At 57.4% G+C, this 16,862-nt stretch carries 13 protein-coding genes and 1 pseudogene; 10 read left to right on the top strand and 4 right to left on the bottom strand.

Annotated features, from left to right (window positions below):
- Nucleotides 1–216: 216 nt before the first annotated feature.
- Nucleotides 217–1,299 (top strand): annotated as a pseudogene (locus tag HU742_RS27050) (HAMP domain-containing protein); the annotation flags it as partial.
- Nucleotides 1,300–1,305: 6 nt separating this feature from the next.
- The gene (locus tag HU742_RS27045; RefSeq protein WP_437179894.1) at nucleotides 1,306–2,160 is read left to right on the top strand and encodes a methyl-accepting chemotaxis protein; all 855 of its coding nucleotides are present in this window, start codon (nucleotides 1,306–1,308) and stop codon (nucleotides 2,158–2,160) included.
- Nucleotides 2,161–2,209: 49 nt separating this feature from the next.
- Here the strand turns inward: HU742_RS27045 and HU742_RS08960 are convergent, their stop codons facing one another.
- The 4 genes from HU742_RS08960 to HU742_RS08945 form a co-directional block, all read right to left on the bottom strand.
- Entirely contained in the window at nucleotides 2,210–3,097 is an 888-nt protein-coding gene (locus HU742_RS08960; RefSeq protein WP_186642258.1) for a DMT family transporter, read from the bottom strand.
- A 96-nt stretch (nucleotides 3,098–3,193) separates the two neighbouring features.
- Nucleotides 3,194–4,087 (bottom strand): dihydrodipicolinate synthase family protein, encoded by an 894-nt coding sequence (locus HU742_RS08955; protein ID WP_186642257.1) that lies wholly within the window; start codon nucleotides 4,085–4,087, stop codon nucleotides 3,194–3,196.
- Between the two features lie 114 nt (nucleotides 4,088–4,201).
- Nucleotides 4,202–5,437, bottom strand: coding sequence for an aromatic ring-hydroxylating oxygenase subunit alpha (locus tag HU742_RS08950; RefSeq protein WP_186637722.1), 1,236 nt, complete (start codon nucleotides 5,435–5,437; stop codon nucleotides 4,202–4,204).
- Between the two features lie 274 nt (nucleotides 5,438–5,711).
- Nucleotides 5,712–6,680, bottom strand: a complete 969-nt coding sequence (locus tag HU742_RS08945; RefSeq protein WP_186637724.1) for a LysR family transcriptional regulator — start codon at nucleotides 6,678–6,680, stop codon at nucleotides 5,712–5,714.
- Between the two features lie 332 nt (nucleotides 6,681–7,012).
- On the opposite strand from HU742_RS08945, the gene HU742_RS08940 reads away from it, so the two are divergent.
- From HU742_RS08940 to HU742_RS08905, 8 genes are all read left to right on the top strand, one after another.
- On the top strand, nucleotides 7,013–8,173 hold the full coding sequence (locus tag HU742_RS08940; RefSeq protein ID WP_186637727.1) for a quaternary amine ABC transporter ATP-binding protein: 1,161 nt from the start codon (nucleotides 7,013–7,015) through the stop codon (nucleotides 8,171–8,173).
- Between the two features lie 92 nt (nucleotides 8,174–8,265).
- Nucleotides 8,266–9,219 (top strand): glycine betaine/L-proline ABC transporter permease ProW, encoded by a 954-nt coding sequence (gene proW, locus HU742_RS08935; protein ID WP_186637730.1) that lies wholly within the window; start codon nucleotides 8,266–8,268, stop codon nucleotides 9,217–9,219.
- Between the two features lie 56 nt (nucleotides 9,220–9,275).
- Entirely contained in the window at nucleotides 9,276–10,304 is a 1,029-nt protein-coding gene (gene proX, locus HU742_RS08930) for a glycine betaine/L-proline ABC transporter substrate-binding protein ProX (RefSeq protein WP_186637733.1), read from the top strand.
- 205 nt (nucleotides 10,305–10,509) lie between these two features.
- Nucleotides 10,510–11,829, top strand: a complete 1,320-nt coding sequence (locus HU742_RS08925) for an NAD(P)/FAD-dependent oxidoreductase (protein WP_186642930.1) — start codon at nucleotides 10,510–10,512, stop codon at nucleotides 11,827–11,829.
- 141 nt (nucleotides 11,830–11,970) lie between these two features.
- Complete coding sequence (locus HU742_RS08920; protein WP_186637736.1) at nucleotides 11,971–12,873, top strand: dihydrodipicolinate synthase family protein; 903 nt, start codon at nucleotides 11,971–11,973, stop codon at nucleotides 12,871–12,873.
- 1 nt (nucleotide 12,874) lies between these two features.
- Complete coding sequence (locus HU742_RS08915; protein ID WP_186642256.1) at nucleotides 12,875–14,365, top strand: aldehyde dehydrogenase; 1,491 nt, start codon at nucleotides 12,875–12,877, stop codon at nucleotides 14,363–14,365.
- A 99-nt stretch (nucleotides 14,366–14,464) separates the two neighbouring features.
- Complete coding sequence (dddP, locus tag HU742_RS08910) at nucleotides 14,465–15,826, top strand: dimethylsulfonioproprionate lyase DddP (RefSeq protein WP_186637742.1); 1,362 nt, start codon at nucleotides 14,465–14,467, stop codon at nucleotides 15,824–15,826.
- Nucleotides 15,823–16,776 (top strand): GlxA family transcriptional regulator, encoded by a 954-nt coding sequence (locus HU742_RS08905; RefSeq protein WP_186637745.1) that lies wholly within the window; start codon nucleotides 15,823–15,825, stop codon nucleotides 16,774–16,776. The genes dddP and HU742_RS08905 overlap by 4 nt, the downstream gene beginning before the upstream one ends.
- The last annotated feature ends 86 nt before the right edge of the window (nucleotides 16,777–16,862 follow it).

Genomic DNA, 16,862 nt, shown 5'->3' with positions numbered 1-16,862 from the left:
CCCGAGCCAAGCCATCTTCCCGATTAACCGCAAAGGCAACCATCGCCTGCGCGACATCACTGTCAGCGTTAACGACCTCCGACAGGTGGCGACCTCAAGGGAATACGACATTGGTCGATAGCGTGAGAGTAGGCATGGGCGCTTTTCCTTCCACGTTCGCAACGCTCGCTAATGTTTCCGCCGCTCCAATACCGATAAATACCTGCGGGAGAAGTCATGAATATCAAACAGAAGCTGACATGGGCGTTCGCGACCATTGCCTGCCTCCCGGTTATCCTGGTGGCGGTGCTCGTGGTGTTGAACCTGCGCGACGCGGCACAAGCCAACTTCCTGGACAGCAGCGGCCGCGAAATCCGCCAGATCGACAACGGCATGAAGCAGTTCTTCGACGGCATCATGCAGAACGTCGAATTCTTCGCCAAGGACCCGCGGATCGTCGCGACCAAGGACCTGAAGAACTACTCCGGCGCTGACGCCGCGCAGATCCCGCTTACCGAAAACAACAAACAACTGCTGGAGATTTTCGACCAGTTCGCCAAGAGCCATCCAACCACTGCCTACCTGTCCCTGGGTCTTGCGGACGGCGGCTACGCCAGTTGGCCGGATGATCCGAAGATTTCCAATTACGACCCGCGCGCGCGCCCTTGGTACAAGGCAGCCATTGCGGCGCCTGGCACCACCGTGAAGACCGACGCCTATTACTGGGCGCCGGACGACGTGTCGTTGATCGGCATCGTGCACACCGTCGCCGACGCCAGCGGCAAACTGGTCGGCGTGGTCGGCCTCGACGTATCGCTCAAGCAGCTGACCGAACTGGTCAAGAACATCAAGCTGGGCGACAGCGGCTACCTGATGCTAGTGGAAGCCAGCGGCAACGTGCTGGTCGACCCCGCCGAGGCCAAACATAACTTCAAGCCGCTGGCCGATCTCGGTCCCAATTACGCCGCGCTGGCCAAGAGCAGCGATGGCGCCACCGAGATCGAAATCGATGGCGTGCCTTACATGGCTAACATCGTGACCTCCAAAAGCCTGGGCTGGCGCTTCATCGGCCTGATCAAGCGCGACGAAGTGATGGCCGAGGCCTCGAGCCTGACCTGGTTGATCGCCGCCATCGCCGCCGCGCTGGCCGTGATCTTCGCCATCGTTGGCGCCAGTTTCGCCAGCGTCATCGTCCGGCCGATTCGCGGTGTTGCCAATGGCCTGCAGGAAATCGCCGAAGGTGAAGGTGACCTCACTCGCAAACTATCGGTGCAGGGCAAGGACGAAACGGCCACCCTGGCGGGTTGGTTCAACCAGTTCCTGGGCATGATCGCGCAACTGATGCAGCGCATCGGCAGCGCCTCTTCCGACCTGCAAACTGCCGCAGCCGATACCAGCCACGTCGCCCAGAACATGAACGATGCCGCCGGGCGCCAGCGCCAGGCCGTGGAGTTGGTAAGCACCGCGTTCAACGAAATGGTCGCCACCGCCAACGAAGTGGCCCGCTCTTGCAGCCAGGCCGCCGTCAGCGCGGACACCGGCTACCGCGACGTGCACGACGGCCAGCATCACATTGGCGAAGCCACCGGCAGCGTATTGAAACTGAGCGAGGACCTGCAGAAGTCGACCCAGACCATGCAGGCACTGGAACAGGACAGCAAGAACATCAACACCATCCTCGACACTATTCGCTCGATCGCCGAGCAGACCAACCTGCTGGCCCTCAACGCGGCCATCGAGGCGGCGCGTGCAGGCGATCAGGGTCGCGGCTTTGCCGTCGTGGCCGACGAAGTGCGGGCCTTGGCACGGCGCACCGCCGACTCCACCGGTGAGATCGACAGCCTGCTCGGCAACCTCGCGCGGCGCACCCAGGAAGTGACCCAACAGATGCAGAACAGTCTGCAAGTGTCACAAACCAGCGTCGAACGCATCCAGCAGGCCCGCGACAGCTTCGACAAGATCCGCACGTCGGTGGACTCGATTCGCGACCAGAACACCCAGATCGCCACGGCCGCGGAAGAACAGCACCAAGTGGCCGAAGACATCAACCGGCACATCGCGCAGATCCATTCCGACGCGCAGCTGGTCGAGGAGTTCGCCCACACGGCGCAAACCGGCTCGGGGCGTTTGACGGATATTTCCGCGCAGCTCAAGGGCTTGGTTGGGCGCTTCAAGTTCTAATCGACATCGCTGAGCCAAGGACGGCTCAAGCCCCGATCATTCCTGCGCACTACCCTTTCGCCCGGATCGCGTACAGACCAGCGGCAATCACCGTGCACGCCCCTACGATGGTCCAGGTATCCGGAAGTTCGCCGAATACGAACAAGCCGATCAACGTGGCAAACACCAGCAGCGTGTAATTGAACGGTTGCAGCGTCGCGGCCGTTGCGTATCTGAGCGCTTGGATAAGCAGCAGCTGGGCCACGACACCGGTGGTGGCAAGCACCGCGATAAGGCCCCATTGCATCGACGTCGGCGCCACCCATCCTGGAAGGCCTGATACCGTCATGACGAAGGCGCCGATGGAGCCCATGTAAAGCAGGTTCGTCGCAAACGAATCGTCCCGGCTGATACGGCGTGTCAGTACGTTGAACAGCGCGAACCCCAGGGCCGCCACCAAAGGGATCAGTGCCGCCAGTTCGAAAACTCCGCTACCGGGTCGAAGGATAATCAACGTTCCCATGAAGCCGGTGGCAGCGGCAATCCATCGACGCACGCCAATGAACTCGCCCAGCAACGCGCCGGCCAGCGCCAAGGTCATCAAGGGAAACACCGCATACAGCGCATGCATCTCAGCCAACCCGAGGTAGCGCAGCCCCAGGCCAAACAACGCGATTTCACCCACCCCGATCAGCGCACGAATGATCTGCAGGTAAGGGTGCCGGCTTCGACAGGCTGTGCGCAGAGCGCCCTGATAGACGCTATAGCCCACCGCAAATGCCAGGAACACCCAATAACGCACCATGACCAGCTGCGCGACCGGCAGGTCTTTGACCAGCACTTTAGTTACGCCATCCTGGCCCGCGAAGATCAGCATGGACAACAAACACAAGATGATGCCAAGCCCAGGCCTGGGTACCTCGTAAGCACGTGCCGCGGTGTCCAACTGACTGCTCATAGACCATTCCATTTCGAGGAGACTGCGGCTTCGTGACGACAGGCATCATTCACGCCCGACACGCCATTCGCCTAGTCGTAAGCCCGGGCGCCATCGTCAGGCGAGGTCAGACTCGAGCGCGATCAAGGGCTCAAGAGCAACCTTGAGCACGTCGACTTTACCAGCAGACAAACGCGCCAAGGGACGACGAGGATTCCCCGCCCCATAACCAGTGATCTCGGCAGCGGCATAGACCGACTGTACATAATCACCCTTCCAGATCAACGACATTATCGGCTCGATCGACCGCCAGATCTCCCGGGCTCGCGCCCAATCCTGTTCCAGGGCAGCCTTCACCACCGCAACACAAGATCGCGGAGCCATGTTCGCCCCACCCCAGATCAGGCCCGCGGCACCGGCGAAGAGTGCGTAAGGCACCAGCGCGTCGGCGCCATTCATCGTCGGCAAGCCCGTGCGGATCAGCGAGGCCTGGGCGGCAAGATCACCACTGCTGTCCTTGACCGAGACGAAGTTTGGAATCTGGCTCAACTGGCGAAACAGCGACGGGGTCACTTCCACGCCCACCGCCTGAGGCACGTTGTAACCAATGATCGGCAACCTGGCTTCGGACACCGTCGAGTAGAAATCGACGATGCCCTGGTCGTCGGTGGGGCCTTCGAAAAACGGTGGCAGCACCATGACGCCATCGGCGCCACATTCAGCGGCATGGCGGGTGCGCTGCACCACTTCCTCCGCCAACAAGGCAGAGGTTTGCACGATGACACGCGCACGCCCATTGATGACCTTGGCACCAAAGGCAACCAGTTGCCTGGACTCGTCCTGGCTCAGGTAAACGTGCATGCCCGTCCCGGAACTCAGGACAAAGCCTTGTATGCCAGCAGCCAGATAGCTTTCGAGCAACGTCTCGAAGCGTGGATAGTCAATCTTGCCTTGGGCATCGAACGGCGTGGTAACGGCCAGGTTGAGGCCGGAAAAAGCGAATGCGGACATTGAATCGAGCCCCTTATTATTCTTCTTGATCAGACGCACCAACAGCCCTTTCGGGCTGTTTGCATGCAATAGCAATGGCCGACGCAGAAAGCGCCGCCCATCGTCGCCGGGAAATCAACCCACCGATTTAAGTGGAATCTGGGTCTGGAGGCGCGTCAGCATGGTTTCGCAGTACCAATCGTCAAACTGGCATACACCATTTTCCGCAATGTCCGAGAAGGGTCCCGGCTCGTAAGTCGGTGAGGTCACACCGGCCTGCGTTCCTTCCACCAAACGACGGTCTTGATCGTTGGTGGCAAGCCAAACCTTCGTCAGCCGATCAATCTCGTAGTCAACACCTTCAACGGCGGTATTGGGTACGAGCCATTTGGTCGTCACAAGCGTTTCGCCGGGGCCGATCGGCAATACCCGGAAGCTCAATGCGTGATCGCCGAGAAAGTGGTTCCAGGTGGACGGGTAGTTAAAGTAGAGCAAGGCGCCAATATCCGGCTCGCCGCTTTTATCCAGGCGTCCCGCCACAGCCGGTTTACCATCCATGGTGTAACTCACCGCGCCCGCGGAAAGTGGGATGCGTGTCATACGAAAACGGCCATTCGGGTCCATGACCAGCTTGCTGGGCATACCGGCGATTTCGCAGCGATTCCAGTGTGCGGTCAGTTCGGGATCATCTTCGCCGCCGACGCCTGCCACCGAAAGGTTCTCGACAAAAGAGTTCATCAACTCGGGATGCGTACCGTCACAGTGGAAACACTCGCGGTTGTTTTCAAACACGAGCTTCCAGTTACCCTTTTCTATGAGGTTTGACTCGAAAGCCACCTTGCAGTTATCGAGGAAATGCGGGGCTATGAAAGGACTTACCGAGCGCCTGAAACTTTCGAACTCGGGCGCCTCGTCAGCGACGCAGACATAAATGTACGTATGAACAATTTCACAATGAACAGGTTTCAGGTTGTATTGCGTCCTGTCGAAATCGGCACCCATATTACCGGCAAACAAAAGACTGCCGTCCAGTTCGAAAGTCCACTTATGATAAGGACAAACAAGCTTGGCCACTTTGCCCTGGGCGTGCTCACAAACTTTAGAGCCACGATGACGACAAGCGTTGTGAAAAGCCCGAACCTGGCCGCTCTTATCCCTGATGACCAAGACTGGATAGTCGCCGATCTGCAATGTCAAGTATTGGCCGGGTTTTTCAAGCTCAAAGGTATGCCCGGCAAAAATCCAATCCTTGTGCCAGATCTGCTCAAGATCCTGACGAAAAACATCGGGCTCAATATACAGTTCACGGGGAAGCGCGTGGCGGGCCTTGCGCTTTTTAATCAGGTCGATCACGGATGCTTTGATATTCATTATTATCCTCTGCACATCAACCTGGCGGTTAACGGCAAGTACGCCCAGAAAACGCTGTCATGGCCAACGGATCCTGCGCTGAAAATCGCCCAACGCAGCCGCTGAACACGCATGTATCAGCCATGTTTAACACGAAGGGTACGATAGCCAATCCGGTCGGCAAAACTACATTTTCGTTGTTCAACTGATAACTTGACGTTATGACCCAGCGACCCCAGACAATACCCTGTTTACATTTCGCTACCGGCCAAGAGGAGCCTACATGGGAGAAAACTCATACGGCCAATCTGGAAAACTTCGAAAGGATCCAGTCTCGCACTCTCCGACAGGCATCTTCATATTCAGTCCTTTCATTACAGGCAACATAATGAAGACTGTTTCGAAGCGTCACCTGATGCTCGACGGGGCGAACGAGCTGCCCTCTCTCGACCATTGCCCCGACAAGCTGGTTCCAGCCCAGTGCGACGCCTTGGTGGGTCATGACCATGCTCATGATCAGGTTGTAATCATTGGCATGAAAAATAGGCGGGCAGTCGCCAGGACGCTCATCGATATCGACGTTCAGAAACGCCAACCACACCCCCCAGTCCACATGCTCAGCCACACCCGACCGTCCGTAGGGACTTAGATTGAGTAGCGAAGAATCACGCACTCCTTCAAGTGAGGTCAGTTCGGGATGCGCGTCCAAAAACGTTGGAGAGCACACAGGATAGATAATATCGTGGCACAACTGATAACTCTTATACCCATCCCCCACCTTGCTAATCTTCGAGATGATGATGTCCGGTTCTATGCCAGGCTCCATATTCACAAAGTTCTGCGTCGTGATCAGATTGAACTCAATATCCGGATTAGTCGCCCGAAACTCTGGAAGGTGTTCCGATAGCCACAATGCAGAGAACGCGGGAGAGCAACAAACCGTCAGGATATGTTTCTGCGTCGGCGCGGTACGAATCCTTTCAGCCGCCTGTGCAATATTAACGAACGACAGTTGCGCTGCCTCAAAAAAGATCTTTCCCTCGGCGGTTAGTTCTACCGTGCGCCCGGCACGCATGAACAGTTGAGCACCCAACGACTCCTCAAGCTCGCGAATCTGCCGACTGATCGCGGCTTGCGATACACAGAGTGCCTCCGCTGCCCGCGTGAAGCTTTCATATTTAGCGGCGGCGACGAATGCCCTGACAGCCCTGAGGGAAGGCATTCTGAGCAGTAATGTATCGGGGTCAACGTGTCTGCTGAGCATGGTAAGCCCTCACACTCCTTTCCTCCGCGAAAGCCGCGGAGCGTAACTCAATAGCCTGGCCCAGGCCATACAAAGCGTCGTGATCGCGCCAAGGCGGTCGTTTCGACAGGCCTCGATAACGTTAGGTTATCCATAAAGCCCTGTAAATGTTGTTGGATTTAAGACCGGGATACTTATAGATTGAAAAAAAGCCCGAGCCCAAGGGCAAACAATAAAAACAAGGTCAATGTCATGCGCACATCTATCATTTATTCCTGCCCGCCTAAATTATCAACGCTCGAACTCAATTCGATTTCGCGCGCTTGTAGCGTTACACGCAAAGGAGGGACGCGATGACTAGTTCAGACGAAATCATTTCTGTTAAGAACGTTTTTAAAATATTTGGCGCACAACCCGACGTGGCGATGAAAATGCTTGCCGCCGGCGCCTGCAAACAAGATGTCTTTGAGAAAACCGGCCAGGTTATTGGTGTTTTCGACGCCAGCTTTGCCGTCAAGCGTGGCGAAATCTTTGTGATCATGGGGCTCTCGGGTTCTGGCAAGTCGACGATGGTGCGCTTGTTCAACCGCCTTATCGAGCCCACCTCCGGCAGCATTTATCTGAACGGTCGCGAAATTACCGGGCTGGCTGATAAAGCCCTTCTGGATGTCCGCCGTAAAGAGATGGGCATGGTGTTCCAATCCTTTGCCTTGATGCCTCACATGAGCGTCCTGGAAAACACCGCCTTCGGCCTGGCGATTTCCGGCATCGCTGAAGAGGAACGCCATAGCCGCGCCAGGGAGGCCCTCAGTCAAGTCGGTCTTGCCGGACAGGAGCACAGTTATCCGCATCAACTTTCCGGTGGTATGCAGCAAAGGGTAGGCCTGGCCCGCGCGCTTGCCAACGACCCGACCATCCTGCTGATGGACGAAGCCTTTTCCGCCTTGGACCCGCTTATCCGCAGCGAGATGCAGGGAGAGCTCATTCGCCTGCAAGCCGAGCAAAAGCGGACCATCATCTTCATTTCCCACGACATTGAGGAAGCCGTTCGTATCGGTCATCGCATCGCGATCATGGAGGGCGGCCAAGTGGTACAGATCGGCACACCTCAAGAGTTGATCAGTCAACCGGCCAATGACTATGTACGCACGTTCTTCAAAGGATTCGACAGCTCCCGGATTCTCAAGGCAGGCGACGTGGCCAAGCTCGATCCTGAATGGGTTCGCAAGCTGAACGGCCAAGCGCCACAGTTCAAGGCCGGCCTACCGTTTGGTTACTTGATCGATGAAGGCGGGCAACTGCTCGGGGTCGTGGATATCGATGCCAGTGGCGCAGGTGGCAGCACGCATTACACCCAGCACCAACAGCATCCCGTATTTACCGATACCCCCCTGCACGAAGTCCTGGAAATCGCAGCCAACCTGCCCTATCCGGTCCCTGTACTCAACCGTTCGGGGGCGCTCGCCGGGACCCTGTCAAAGAGTGAGTTACTGCAAACGCTGAGCCGCCATTAATACAGGCGCGCCCTCTACGCTGGCGCGTCCCTGACCTGAAGTACCTGCGGCCTTCATAACGCCGCTGCGGTGATGATGAAGAGGTAAGCCTGATGTCCGAGTTCAGTTTTCTCGATCCGTTCCAAGTCGCGACCATTCCATTGGGTGACTGGGTGGAAAGCACCCTGAATTTTCTGGTGCACAACTTTCGCGATGTGTTCCGCGCCATCCGCTGGCCGATTGACCAAGTACTGAACGGCGTCGAATACACGTTGCAAAGCATCCCACCCAGCATTGGGATCATTCTGTCTTCCTTGCTGGGATGGCAGCTGGCCGGTAAACGCATGGCTTTGCTGTGTTTTGTGACGCTCACACTGCTGGGCCTTATCGGTGTCTGGTCCGAGTCGATGACCACGCTGGCGCTGGTACTGACTTCCGTATTCTTTTGCGCCTTGCTAGGTATACCCCTGGGTATTCTCTGCGCCCGTAGCGACAACCTGGAGAGGATCTTGCGCCCCGTACTCGATGCCATGCAGACCTTGCCGGCGTTCGTTTATCTGGTCCCTGTCGTCATGCTGTTCGGCATCGGCAACGTGCCGGGCATCCTTGTGACCATCGTCTTCGCCCTCCCCCCGTTAGTGCGCCTGACGAACCTGGGCATCCGCCAGGTACCGGAAGACAAAATAGAAGCAGCCCGCGCTTTTGGCTGCACGCCTCGGCAGATGCTGACCCGCGTTCAGTTGCCACTGGCGACCCCCACCATCATGGCCGGACTCAATCAGACCCTGATGCTCTCGCTGTCGATGGTGGTCATCGCTTCGATGATCTCGGTGGGCGGCCTTGGCCAAATGGTCCTGCGCGGCATCGGTCGCCTGGACATGGGCTTGGCTACGGTCGGCGGGACTGGCTTGGTGCTGCTCGCCATCTTCCTTGACCGACTGACCCAGGCCATGGGCGCTCGCACCGGGGCCGACCCAAGCCTGCGCTGGTATCACACAGGTCCTGTCGGCGTTGTTCTGCGCTTGTTTGGGGCGAAACAACCGGTGGGAAGGGGCAAGACAGCTTAAACCCTCGTATTCGATCTGCCGCACACGAAGATAAAACCAAAAAAAGGTACGCGAAAATGTCTGAATTCAAGCTTTCCCGCAGCATTCTCAATTGCGCTACAGCCCTCGCCATTGTGGCTACGTCCCTGTGCGCGAACGCCTCGGCCAACCAACCGGGCGACGGTGTAAAGGTTACCCCCATCTTCCCTTCTATCGCTGAGGAACGATTCCGCGGTGAAGTGGCAATGGAAGGTCTTCGAGAGCTGGGTTACAAGGTGCAGGAACCCAAGGAGACCGAGTACGGCGTCATGATGATGGCCCTGGGTAGTGGTGATGCGGACTTTACGGTGCACTTGTGGGACAAATTGCACGATAAGTTCTACCAGCAGGCCGGGGGCGATAAGGCCATGGTCAAGGCGGGCGACATTATGCCCGGCGTACTCCAAGGCTATTTGATTGACAAAAAGACCGCTGAAGCCCATGGCATCAAATACATCACCGACCTGAAAAAACCGGAAATCGCCAAACTGTTCGACACCAACGGCGACGGCAAAGCGGACATGACGGGATGCAATCCTGGCTGGGGCTGCGAGCTGGTTATCGCTCATCACATGAAGGCTTACGGCCTGGAAAAATCGATAAACGTCAACCAGGGTTCTTATTTCGCACTGATGGCCGACACCATTACTCGTTATAAGGAAGGGCAGCCGATTCTTTACTTCACTTGGGTCCCACAGTGGATCGCCACTGTTTTGGTCGAAGACAAGGATGTGGTATGGCTGGAAGTACCGAAAACCGACTTGCCTGATGGCAATAACGATGTCAACACGATGTACAACGGCAAGAACCTCGGCTTTGCGGTAGATAAAGTCGAGGCCGTGTTGAACAAAGACTTCGCCGCGAAAAATCCGGCGGCCTTGAAGTTCCTCTCGGTGATGCAAATTACCACCGCCGACGAAAGTGCCCAGAACTTAAAAATGCAACAGGGCGAGAAAAAGCCGGCTGATATCCGTCGTCATGCCAAAGACTGGGTAGCCGCCCATCGGCAGCAGTTTGACGCATGGTTGCAATCAGCTCGCGCCGCGGCGACACAAGCTAGCAAATAATAAGCCTATCGAGGTGGGGCACGTCGCTGACTGCCCCGTCCTTTAATGACATTGCGTTCGTCGCAGCACTTCGCCTCACAACACAGTTAATTGAAACTGCAAGTCTTGACACTTACGTCCGTTGATTACTCAGCTCACGTGAAATTATCGAGCACCCTTTTTTGCATGACTGGCGTCGGATCGGTTGAATGAACAGGATCTTGAAATGTTAAAAGTCTCTTCGTTACCTGCCGATGATCAATCTTGCGGGTGGTATCACTTGAGCAGGGGGCGCCAGATCAGGCCCGCCCATCAAGGTCATAGCAGCGCCCGTTGGGTCATTGTCGGTGCCGGCTTCACAGGGCTTGCCGCCGCCCGTCAACTCGCCACTCACTTCCCCGACGATCAGATCGTGTTGATCGACGCTCAGGAAGTGGGCTTTGGAACTTCCGGTCGTAATGCCGGGTTCGCTATCGACCTGCCACATGACATCGCCGCTGAGGACTACATTGGCGATATCGCCACGGCCAAAACAACGCTGAAACTTAATCTCAGTGGTTTGAATTATTTAAAAGAGTTGGTTGAACGCCACGGCATCGATTGCCAAATGAAGCATTGCGGCAAATATCAGGCGGCCGTTGAACCCAGAGGCATCGCCGTCCTGGAGGCCTACCGCCGCGGACTCGATAAACTCGATCAGCCCTACCAGATGATCGAGGCTAGCGAACTGCCCGAACATATCGGCACGCATTTTTACCGCAAAGCGTTATTTACGCCGGGGACTTCTTTGCTTCAGCCTTCGGCGCTGGTCAAAGGTTTGGCCGACAGCCTCCCCAGTAACGTGACGCTGTATGAAAACACCGCGGTCACCCATGTGGAGTACGGCACGAAGACCGTGCTCACGCACGCTGCGGGTTCAATCACCGCCGACAAACTGATCCTGACCAATAATGCCTTTGGCATGAGTTTCGGCTTCCTGAAGGGCCGCATGCTACCGGTGTTTACCTATGCCAGCCTGACCCGCCCCATGACCGAGCAAGAACAAGCTCGCCTCGGTGGCCGGCCTTATTGGGGTGTCATTCCCGCGGATCCATTCGGTACCACGGTACGTCGCACACCGGATAACCGTCTTTTGATCCGTAACAGTTTCAGCTTTAACCCGGATGGCCGCAGCGACTCAAAATATCTGAAACGCTTTGTCGCCAGGCATCAGGCCTCTTTCGAACGACGCTTTCCCATGCTGCCTGAAATGAACTTCGAATATACCTGGGGCGGTGCACTGGCTCTTTCACGGAACCATATGGGTTATTTCGGCGAACTTTCACCCAACGTCTATGGGGCGCTGTGCTGCAACGGATTAGGTGTTACCCGAGGGACGGCGACCGGCAAACTCTTGGCTGATTGGCTGGCTGGAGAACAATCCGAGCTCATTGATTTCGTCTTGAAATCACCCGGCCCCTGCCCTAACCCACCCGCGCCGCTAGTTTCCGCAGGCGTCAATATAAGTTTGCGATGGGGGCAGTACCGAGCGGGTAAAGAAAGTTGACCTGGGCCGCCAAATTTAAAGAAGTTGAAGTCGTTCGTTCGACTTTCAGCAAGCGGCCTCCCTTGGTTTAAAAATTGGCTGCGCTGACTCTATCGAGCTAGCGCCGCTTGATAGGCAGTGACACTAATTGGAGCGAGATTGATGAAATTTGAAGGCATTTACACACCGGCCGTTACGCCTCTGACCTCTGATGGCAGTATCGATAAGACAGCCTTCGCCGAAGTTTTGGAGTATCTGGTCGACTCCAAGGTGCACGGCATCATAATCGGCGGCTCAACCGGCGAATATTATGCCCACACCGCCCAGGAGCGTTTCGACCTGGCCGCCCAGGCCAAGGATGTCCTGCGCGGTCGTCTGCCGCTGATCGTCGGTACCGGCGCCATCCGCACTGAAGACTCGGTCGCCTACGCCGAAGCAGCGAAGGCCATCAAGGCCGATGCGTTGTTGGTTGGCTCGCCACCCTATGCACTGCCGACACAAAAAGAGATCGCCCTGCATGTCAAGGCCGTGGACCGCGCCGCCGACCTCCCCATCATGCTTTACAACTATCCAGGCCGCATGAGCGTGAGCATGGGCGAGGAGTTCTTTGATGAGGTCCGCGATGTGAAGAACATCGTCGCCATCAAGGAAAGCTCCGGTGACACGGCCCAGATGCACCGTTTGGCCTGCAAATACCCACACATCGCCCTGTCTTGTGGCTGGGACGATCAAGCCCTGGAGTTTTTCGCCTGGGGCGCCCGCAGTTGGGTGTGTGCCGGATCCAACTTCATTCCCCACGAACACGTCGCGCTGTACGAGGCCTGCGTTGTCGAGAAAGACTTCGACAAAGGCCGCCGCATCATGGCGGCGATGATGCCGCTGATGGACTTTCTGGAAGGCGGAAAGTTTGTCCAGTCCATCAAGTACGGATGTGAACTGAACGGCTTGAGCACCGGTGGCCTGCGCGCGCCCCTGCACGGCCTGGACCTTGAGGAAAAGCAGGCGCTGCAAGGCGTCGTCACCGAGCTCAAGCGCAACATCGCGCAGATCACTGGAGGTGTCTGAAATGGCTGATTTACTGAGCAAAGAACAGTACGCGGCCATCGCCGCCCAGTTGAAATTTCCTACCCAGGCGTTCATCAACGGCGAGTTCCGCGATGCCCTCTCTGGAAAAACCTTTATCACGACGAACCCTGCCACGGGTGAACAGCTTGCGGAGATCGCGGCGTGCGATACCCGTGACGTCTATGTTGCCGTAGCCGCCGCCAAGCAAGCCTTCGAGGATGGTCGCTGGCATAAGCTGTCACCCGGCGCACGTAAGCAGGTGCTCCTGCGTTTCGCCCAATTACTGGAAGACAACGCCCACGAGCTCGCCGTGCTGGAAAGCCTGGACAGCGGCAAGCCGGTCAGCGAATGCCAGAACGTCGATGTACCCGACACGATCCATACCCTGCGCTGGCATGCGGAGTTGATCGACAAGGTATACGACAGCACCGCGCCGACCGGCCACGGTGCGGTCACCCTGGTGGTGCGCGAAGCGATCGGTGTCGTCGGCCTGGTCCTGCCGTGGAACTTCCCCTTGTTGATGCTGGCCTGGAAGATTGGTCCGTCCTTGGCCGCTGGCTGTTCCATCGTGGTCAAACCGGCCAAGGAAACCACCCTGACCGCGCTGCGTGTTGCCGAGCTGGCCCATCAGGCCGGTATTCCGGCAGGCGTATTCAACATTACCCCTGGCGGCGGCCGGGAGGCTGGCGAGGCAATCGGTCGGCATATGGATGTGGCGATGGTCAGCTTCACCGGTTCTACCGACACGGGCCGGTTGTTCCTCAAGTACGCGTCCGAGTCGAACCTCAAGCGCGTCGTGCTGGAACTAGGGGGTAAAAACCCTGCCGTGGTGATGAATGACTGCGAAGACCTTGATCAGGTTGCCCAGTATGTGACGGCCGGCGCTTTCTGGAACATGGGTGAAAACTGCTCGGCCTCCTCACGGCTGATCGTCCATAAAGACGTCAAGGATGAACTGCTGCAACTGATCGGCAAGCATCTGCGCGATTGGAAAATGGGCGACCCGCTGGATCCTGAAAATCGCCTCGGCGCCATGATCAGCAAAACGCATTTCGACAAGGTACGTTCGTATCTGGAATACGCAGCCGAGCAGAAACTCAATGTGCTGCAAGGTGGCGAAACCGAGTCCGGCGTGTTCGTGCAGCCGACGATCATCGATGGCGTCGAACGTGACAGTCGCCTGTTTATCGAGGAGATCTTCGGGCCGGTATTGAGCGTCACCAGCTTCAGCACGATCGACGAAGCCATCGAACTTGCCAATGACACGGTCTACGGCCTGGCGGCATCCGCCTATACCGGCAGCCTGCGTAACGCCTTGCGCCTGTCGCGGGAGATTCGTGCGGGCGTGGTCACGGTCAACTGTTTCGGTGAAGGCGACGCCTCCACGCCGTTCGGCGGCTACAAGGAGTCTGGCTTTGGCGGACGCGACAAATCCGTCTGGGCACACGATCAGTACACCGAGCTGAAAACCATCTGGATCGATGCTTCGTAACCTGATCGAGCACGGGCTGTACTGACAGCGTTCAGCACACCGGTCACCGCTCCACGCAAGCGGTGATCGGATTAGGTGTTAAAGCGTATGGATCCCTTCATGACCACTTCACCTTTTTCAGTTCCAGCCAATGCTCGGCGCATCGACCCCGCCAGGCAGCGTGCAACTGCATTAAAAAAAGACGGCTCCGTCAATGACAACGACCGTGTCGAAATCGGCCCTACTCCGCTGGCTTTTGCCGAGTGGGAGAGCTTGGGCCTGGAGCCGCCCCATTTACCTACCTTGCGTACGTACCGATTGCAACGGATCGTGGATCAATTGGTCGCCCGTGACCTGGGCGGCATTCTGTTATTCGACCCACTGAATATCCGCTATGCGACCGATACCACCAACATGCAGCTGTGGACGACCCATAACCCCGCACGAGCATGCTTTGTCGCCGCCAGCGGGCATGTCGTCCTGTGGGACTTTCATGGTTGCGATCACCTTTCCGCCCACCTGCCACTGGTTACGGAGTTGCGCAGCGGCGCATCGTTTTTCTTTTTCGAGACCGGTGAGCACACGGATCGGCACGCCAGGCATTTCGCCGCGCAAATCGACGAATTGCTGCGCCAACACGCCGGAGCCAACCGCCGGCTTGCGGTCGATCGAGTCGAAGTCGCCGGCGTGCGCGCATTGGATGCCCTGGCGATCGAGCTTTGCAGCGGCCAGGAAGTCACCGAATTCGCGCGCATGATCAAGGGCCCGGATGAAATCAAGGCGATGCGCTGCGCGGTGGCTTCGTGCGAAGCCTCAGTGGCCGAAATGCACCGGGCAATGCGTGCCGGCGCGACCGAAAACGATGTCTGGGCCGCCTTGCACTCCGGCAATATCCGCCGCGGTGGCGAATGGATCGAGACGCGTATCCTCAGTTCCGGTCCTCGCACCAACCCCTGGTTCCAAGAGTCAGGCCCACGGGTGTTGAGCGACGGTGACTTGCTGTCCTTCGACACGGATCTGATCGGCACCTACGGCATGTGCGTGGACATGTCCCGCAGCTGGATCTGTGGGGCACTGGAACCTACGGCCGAACAGAAGCGCCTGTACCGGATCGCCCACGACCATATCGTCCATAACACCGAGTTGATCAAGCCGGGCGTACGCTTCACCGAGCTGACCGCCAGGGCGCACCGGTTGCCCGAACCGTGCCGGGCCCAACGCTATGGCGTGCTTTATCACGGCGTCGGCCTGTGTGACGAATACCCGAGCATTCGCTACCCAGAGGACTCGGAATCCTACGGATACGAGGGCGAACTGCAGCCGGGCATGACTCTTTGCGTCGAAGCGTACGTGGGTGAGGTGGGCGGACGGGATGGCATCAAACTGGAGAACCAATTGCTGGTGACTCAGACCGGTTATGAATTACTCACCCACTACCCTTTCGATGAGAGTTTCCTGCGGGATACGAAGCACAACTCATGAACCAGCTGACTGAAGCCCAGAAAACATCGAGCGTGGGATTCCTGTTGCTCGATAACTTTTCCCTGACCTGTTTCACTCATTGCCTGGACGTGCTGGTGACCGCCAACCTCATCCAGCCCGGGTCGATAAGAATCCATACCTTCAGTCGCAACGACTCTGAAGTGATCAGCGACCTGGCAATCCCCATCAGGCCAGACACACCGTTGACCGATATCAGGATCGCGGCGCTGGACTTGATGATTGTCTGCGGCGGGCTACGCACGCCGAGGGTACTTTCCGGCGGGCTGGTAACGCTGCTGACCAAGCTGGCGAACCTGCCCATTGCGCTCGGCGGGTTATGGAACGGCGCCTGGTACTTGGGCAAGGCCGGACTGCTGGATGGTTACCGATGCGCTATTCATGCCGAACAACGAATGGCCCTGTCAGAGTGTTCGCCGAAGACCACCGTGACGCTCGACACAGTAGTGTTCGACAGGGACCGGTTCACGGCATCAAACCCAGCCGGTGCCTTTCAAATCATGATGAAGTGGCTTTACGCTGCCCTCGACCAGAAAGTCGCGGATGCGGTGTTTGATCTGCTGGACCATGAATCTCGATTCCGTACCTCGGCCAAGGTGCTGGACCGCAAAGTCAGCGCGTCCCTGCGAGAAGTCATTGCATTGATGGAGTGCAATCTTGAAGAACCACTGGGCCTGGATCTGCTCGCCCAATGCGTTCAACTTTCCAAGCGCCAGATCCAACGTCTGTTTCGAAAACAAATCAATATGTCCCCCCAACGGTATTATCTGGAACTTCGGCTGACCGAAGCACGGCGCCTGCTACAGAACTCCAGGTTGACCGTCACTGACGTCGCCATTGCCTGCGGTTTCGTCTCCACCCCTCATTTCAGCAAGTGCTACAGCACGCTCTTCGGTTGTCCGCCATCAAAGGAAAGTCGTTATGAAATATAGCGTCGGCCGATGAGGCGCCAGGCTTCACGGCGCAATCTCGCCTGTTGCACGAAGGCTACCGATTTCCAACCAGAGGCTGGACCTTC

The organism is Pseudomonas marvdashtae, from assembly GCF_014268655.2.
Taxonomy (GTDB): Bacteria; Pseudomonadota; Gammaproteobacteria; order Pseudomonadales; family Pseudomonadaceae; genus Aquipseudomonas; species Aquipseudomonas marvdashtae.
Note: the sequence above shows the minus strand (reverse complement) of the source record. Positions and strands in the feature narration are given on the sequence as shown.